Genomic DNA, 2,157 nt, shown 5'->3' on the forward strand with positions numbered 1-2,157 from the left:
GCTCCAGTGAGATCAGGTCGATGTCGGGTCGCGCCCGGGCGATGGTCTTCAGCATCGAACGGACCGCCGCGGCGTCGGCGCTTGGCAGCCGGCCCGGCGCAGCGGCGGCGAAATTGCCGTTGGCATGGCGGCCACCCATGAAGCGGGCGATGCGGAATGGTCCACGGCTGACGACTTCAAGGGCCAGAGAAAGCACCTGCTCGTTTTCGACGCTGAGTGCCGCAACGACAATGTCGGGCTGAACCGCCCGAGCCCAGTTGCTTACCCAAACGGCACTTTGCGCCGGCGCGAACAGCGCCGAAGCGCAGAATCGCGCGTAAGTTGCAAGTGCCGCGCCGTCGCCGATGGTCACCGACAGGCCGGCGTGACCGACCGGCATGGTGCGTGGCGGTGTCTCGCTCGCGGCCAGCCGATTGCCGTCAAATGACGCGGTGGCGTCAACCATACCTCAATCCTTAAGGCGTATTCGTCTCAACCTGGGGGTACGCATGGGCACGTCGCATGCTGGATGAGCCTAGGCGCAAAAGGTGAAGGAATGATCGACGGGGGTGAAGCAATCCGGAAACTGGCGCTGAACGTTGCCCGCTACACCGGCCTTGCCCCGCTGGCAAAGCCGTTTGTCGGCGGCATCGGCGCCATCCTCATGCTGCACCGGGTCACCGCGACGCCGGAGAAGCCGAACGGCGTCAACCGTCACCTGAACATCGCGCCCGGCTTCCTCGACGCCCTCATCGCCGACATGAGGGCCGAAGGCTACGCTTTCGTTTCGCTGGACGAGGCGATCGAACGTATCAAGCACGGCGGCAAGGGCGGTCAGTTCGCCACCATCACCGCTGACGACGCCTATCGCGACAACATGACTGAGGCGCTGCCGGTGTTGGAAAAGCACGGCGCCCCGATCGCCATCTATGTCGCGCCCGGTCTGATCGACGGCGCCTCCGATCTTTGGTGGGACGTGATCGAGGATATCGTCAACGCCCGCGATCGGCTGACGCTGACGATGCCGGACGGCTCCGTGACGATCGATTGCTCGACGCGGGGGAAAAAACTCCAAGCCAATGCGCGCCTGCATAGCTGGCTGACCGCGGAGGTGCGCGAGGAGGACCAGCGCGCGACGCTGCGCGAATTCGCGCGCGCTAACGGCATCGATCTGGAGACAAGGCGCCCGAGCACGCTGATGAGCTGGGACGAGATCCGCGCCATGGCAGGACACAGGCTGGTGACGATCGGCGCCCACACCGTCAACCATCTCAACTTGAAGCGGCTTCCGGAAGCCGATGCCCGGCATGAGATCGGCGATGTCCGGCGCATATTGCTGGAAAAGCTCGGCCAGGAACCGCGCCATCTCGCCTATCCCTATGGCTATGCCAGCGCCGTCGGCCGCCGCGAAGTGGGCTTTGCCACCGACGCCGGCTATGTCTCGGCGGTGACGACGCGCCATGGCGTGTTGCGCGCCGAGCATGCCGGCTTCCTGCACGCCTTGCCGCGCATCTCCGTCAACGGACGCTACCAGAGCGTCGCCCATATTCGCACGATGCTGTCCGGGGTTACGACGCCGCTCGCCAATGCCGGCAAAATGGTGGTGACGATCTAGGTCTGTTGATATTCAGGTGAGGCCAGCCTGCAAACGGCGCTTTCCTGCGCTTCCGGTGCTCACGTACTTTAAGTACGCTCCGCTCCGGTTCTTGGAAATCACCGTTTTCGACGCGGCCTGACCTGCATCTCAACAGACCTTGGCCGCCGCCGGTCGATCCCGCGGATTATTTCCTGGCCTTGGACTTGTTCAGGCTCACAGCCGCGCGAACCAGCGCCTTCAGAGCCTCCGCGTTTATCGCATCGCCCTCGTGGAAGTCGATGGCGCGCCTGGTGTTGCCCTCCAGGCTGGAGTTGAAGAGACTGGAGGGGTCTTCCAGGGCAGCCCCCTTGGCGAAGGTCAGCTTGACGACGGCCTTGTAGGTCTCGCCCGTGCAGATCATGCCGGCGTCCTCCCACACCGGAACGCCCCGCCATTTCCACTCCTCCACGACGTCGGGATCGGCGTCCCTGATCAGAGCGCGGAGCCGGCTGAGCATCTGACCCCTCCAGTCGCCTAACTCCTCGATCCTGGCGTCTATCAGCTGCGAAGGAGACTTGCTTTCCGGCGATGCGCTATTCCTG

The 2,157-nt window shown here is 64.2% G+C and carries 2 protein-coding genes and 1 pseudogene; 1 reads left to right on the plus strand and 2 read right to left on the minus strand.

The window, feature by feature from the left end; genetic code table 11:
* Positions 1-445 (minus strand): annotated as a pseudogene (locus tag EN742_RS32625) (GNAT family N-acetyltransferase); the annotation flags it as partial.
* A 90-nt stretch (positions 446-535) separates the two neighbouring features.
* On the opposite strand from EN742_RS32625, the gene EN742_RS32630 reads away from it, so the two are divergent.
* Entirely contained in the window at positions 536-1,594 is a 1,059-nt protein-coding gene (locus EN742_RS32630) for a polysaccharide deacetylase family protein (protein WP_126054922.1), read from the plus strand.
* A gap of 166 nt (positions 1,595-1,760) precedes the next feature.
* Here EN742_RS32630 and EN742_RS32635 read toward each other — a convergent pair whose 3' ends face one another.
* Positions 1,761-2,117 (minus strand): DUF1801 domain-containing protein, encoded by a 357-nt coding sequence (locus tag EN742_RS32635; RefSeq protein ID WP_128333755.1) that lies wholly within the window; start codon positions 2,115-2,117, stop codon positions 1,761-1,763.
* Positions 2,118-2,157 lie beyond the last annotated feature (40 nt).

The sequence above is a fragment of the Mesorhizobium sp. M4A.F.Ca.ET.020.02.1.1 genome (genome assembly GCF_004022645.1).
Lineage (GTDB): Bacteria > Pseudomonadota > Alphaproteobacteria > Rhizobiales > Rhizobiaceae > Mesorhizobium.